Source organism: Brevibacillus sp. B_LB10_24 (assembly GCF_046036945.1).
GTDB lineage: Bacteria > Bacillota > Bacilli > Brevibacillales > Brevibacillaceae > Brevibacillus_C.
This window is the reverse complement of the sequence record NZ_JBJQOQ010000069.1, coordinates 1-3,449: the sequence shown is the minus strand read 5'-3', so window position 1 is coordinate 3,449 and position 3,449 is coordinate 1. Positions and strand designations below refer to the sequence as shown.

Sequence of the window (3,449 nt, the reverse complement as noted above, 5' to 3'; positions counted from 1 at the left end):
TAGGCTTCGCCTAACCAAGATTCATCCCCTACCTGCAGAGGATAGAGGACTTCTCTTGAAACATGTTAAAGTGGTAATTTTTTTCTGACTTTTGTGATGACTTCGTTGATAACAGATACTATTGAATTCCCTTAACTTCCCCAGTTTCTGCATCTATCGCCAACTTATAACTATTTTTAGCAAAGTAATTATATACTTGGATTATCCACTCTGTTTTGTTAGTAGTTACATTTTGTACAATTAATACTCCAGGTTCGTCTGGACGACTCTTTAGAAAGTGTAAAGCATCTTGAATGGCCTTTTTTGCAGCATTGAAGAATGGGGATGTTTCACATCGTCTGCTATTACTAGTTTGCTAAGGTCTGTCTGCGAAGGATACGATTCCATAGAGAGTAGTGTTGCCCATGTTTCCGCTTTAGAGCCGACTTCAATATCTGTGAACAAAGCCGGATTATTCCTGCTGTCAAGGAGAATAGCATTGTCGTTTAAGGAATACCATTCAGCCCCATACTTTTCTCCCAGCTTTGTTTGGTCGCTTTCAGCAACTAGAAGTTGTTTTTTTTGGTAATCTGCCTCAATAACATATCCAGTAAGCCCTTTGCGTTCATGAATCGGTTGATCATTTGAACATCCTGTTGGCAGTAGTACAAATGCAGATAACGTTAAAAACGAGATAACCTTTTTCATGAAACCTCCTTCTTATTTGTGGGAAAACACTCTCCCCTAAGCGATATCAACGCGTCATGTCTCCCTCGGATATATTATCGAAAGAGACTGTATTCCCTTTGCTGTCGAAAATTTTTATGTCCTCGTCTGCTGTGTACCATACTGCTTCGTGCCATTCCCCTGTTTTAGTGTTGTCATTTTCAATCATGAGAATCTGTTTTTTCATCATTTTTCTTGATAATAAAGCCGCTTATTCCTTTACTTTCTTCGCCCTTGTCGGAATGAGATGAACAACGCAACAGGGGAGGCACCATTATTAGCAATAAAGCTATCAGTCGTTTCATGAATTGCCTTCTGTTTTAATAATCAGCCAGTCAGCGCTCGGGAAGTAAAAGCAACGGATTGAAATAGTTATGGTATAGTCATATCCGATAGATAGCAGAAGCCTTTTTCTCCACCAATAGAGTCTTGGTTTGCTACACCTTACGCCCTCGACTCGAATGATTCCGAAAAAGATATTCCAATAGGGGGATGAAACCTTTTTATACACGAGTTGATCGAATTTACACAAAAATCTTGACAGACCCATTCGCTTGTTTCGATAATTGAACAGTAATCATTCGCTTACTTCCCAGGAAGCTTAAAATCGTTTCTAAAAATCATATTTGGAATGTCCGCATATTCAGTGACCCCATCATGCTCACTGATTAATAATGGTCTTGCCTCAATATTGACAATTTGATTTGGCGGAAAAGTTACTTTCCAGTACACGGTCAATGGAATTTCCTCTTTTGGATTTAACTTGACGCCATCTGCTGGCAGCGGCACTTCTTTGTTGTTGACTACAATTTTTATGTCATCCTTGTCATACGTGATATAGGGATTCTCTACTAATATGCCTTTGATGATCACCGGGTAATCATTATCGTTCCTAGGGAGAATTTCTAATGGTATGGATTCAGGAAAGACTCCAATATTTTGTCCTAAAGGCATGATTCCGGAAAAGACACCTTTATGTACCGTTACATTGATGTTTCCCAAGTCTAAAACCTTCTCCCCATCTTTCGTATGAAACGCAATCTGCTTAAAGGTATGTCTACCCGTCTTTTGTGATAGAAGATTGACAAACAATGCTTTTTGTTTGAGGTTGCCTTGAGGTGGATTTTCTTCAATCGAAAACTTTTCAATTTTCACCAAATCGGTATGAGGCAGCAGTTCTATGGACTCTATGTCGCTCTGAGTTAGCTCTAATTCGGGAGAATGATTAAAGGCAAGATTTAGGATAAATAGATTTTGGTAGCTCTCATCCCAGTATGATTCATAACTTCCTTCATTCTTGACTACGTAGAATTCTTGGTTTGATACCCGAGAACATGAAAATAATATCAGTGATACTGCCAACCATATGATGAGTACATACTTCCTGGACATGACACTTCCCCCATCCTTGCACGATTTGGAACTTTTCCACTCAATTCCTTGGTTATTCTTTGTCGTCCACTTACATCTGTAAAAGTGACCACAGATAAGATGGGGACCCCTAATGAGCCCCCTCCTACTTCATTTATTCCGTTATCCACTTTAGGTGTGTTGGGTAATAGACCTCAACGTTTTTTGATCCAGTAAGGTATTTCCATGTGCCTTTGATGACTCCCAGGGAAGGTGATGCTTTTAACGTAACTGTTGTAAAAGGTCGCTTAGTGCTGGAAACTGTCATCTTCCGTGTGAAGTAGGGAAATATTCAACGATGTCATAGTTTTTCTATTCCAATTTTACTTTGCATCTTGAACCTTTTTATATTTAGGCTCATAAAATTTGCATATAATAACTTTCACAAAAACAAATATTATAAAAGTACTCTTATTTTGGCATCTTAATTTTAGCATTCATTATCTTGTACACTGATAATATTTTCTCTTTACCTAAAAGAGGTTTTGCTACATATTGTGATGATATGGAAAATGGTGCTATGCTATCCATATAATAGGATTTTATATCCAATACAATTATACCCGATTTTAAAATGTAATTTTGTTGATTTATCGTTTTTCCGGGATCAATATTAGTTTGAAATTCATCAATAAAATTATAAGGTTCTATTTCACACATTTTATAAACTACGTCATTTTTATCATTTGGATTTTCATACTTTAAATAGGTATAGATATTTTCAAGTATATATTTAGGATATTTTACGTTAATATATTGTTTTTGAGTAGCTGGTTTACTATCCCATTCAAACTCAATGACTATTCTGCCCGCATCTCTATCTGCATTCTTATCTCTAACCAAATCCATTACAGTGGTAGTATAGGATAAGTTACTGTCTTGTATATCAAAATAATTTTCATCATAAACAATATCACTCTTAACTTCACTATTAAGGCTTCTATTATTATACCCATAATTTTCTAAATTATCGTTTTCAACAATATCCACTAAAGTTAAATGATTTTTATAGTTGGCATTAAACTCTTCTATCTTCCTAATATCTAGATCTGAATATCCTTTTTTCTCTAATTCTGTTCTACTCTTCTGTGAAAGTAATTCCATTTCTTTATAATCATCATAGTCAAGCGATCTTTCTTTATTTGATAACCACAATAATATTGACGATGTTATCACTGAGACAATAATTATCACTAGTAAAAACTTTTTATTCAATTAAACTAATCCCTCCTCTGATTTCCTAAACAATTATTTTACATATGGGATGATCTTATAATCATCCCATATGCCAGCCTGTAGACAAAGTTCCGCAAGGAACAGGAGCTACAGGCTTT

General features: G+C 35.9%; 4 protein-coding genes. All 4 read right to left on the bottom strand.

Annotated elements, in window-relative coordinates; genetic code table 11:
- Positions 1–270: 270 nt before the first annotated feature.
- A complete protein-coding gene (locus tag ACI7RC_RS27610) occupies positions 271–687 on the bottom strand; it encodes a hypothetical protein (protein ID WP_408111364.1) in 417 nt (138 codons plus the stop codon).
- A gap of 179 nt (positions 688–866) precedes the next feature.
- Positions 867–1,010 (bottom strand): hypothetical protein, encoded by a 144-nt coding sequence (locus ACI7RC_RS27605; protein WP_408111363.1) that lies wholly within the window; start codon positions 1,008–1,010, stop codon positions 867–869.
- Positions 1,011–1,290: 280 nt separating this feature from the next.
- Positions 1,291–2,097 (bottom strand): hypothetical protein, encoded by an 807-nt coding sequence (locus tag ACI7RC_RS27600; protein ID WP_408111362.1) that lies wholly within the window; start codon positions 2,095–2,097, stop codon positions 1,291–1,293.
- Positions 2,098–2,526: 429 nt separating this feature from the next.
- Positions 2,527–3,330, bottom strand: a complete 804-nt coding sequence (locus ACI7RC_RS27595; RefSeq protein WP_408111361.1) for a hypothetical protein — start codon at positions 3,328–3,330, stop codon at positions 2,527–2,529.
- Positions 3,331–3,449: the final 119 nt, after the last annotated feature.

Excerpts from the sequence above, each read along its gene's own strand:
- ACI7RC_RS27610 (WP_408111364.1), bottom strand. The coding sequence starts at position 687 with ATGAAAAAGGTTATCTCGTTTTTAACGTTATCTGCATTTGTACTACTG.
- ACI7RC_RS27605 (WP_408111363.1), bottom strand. The coding sequence starts at position 1,010 with ATGAAACGACTGATAGCTTTATTGCTAATAATGGTGCCTCCCCTGTTG.
- ACI7RC_RS27600 (WP_408111362.1), bottom strand. The coding sequence starts at position 2,097 with ATGTCCAGGAAGTATGTACTCATCATATGGTTGGCAGTATCACTGATA.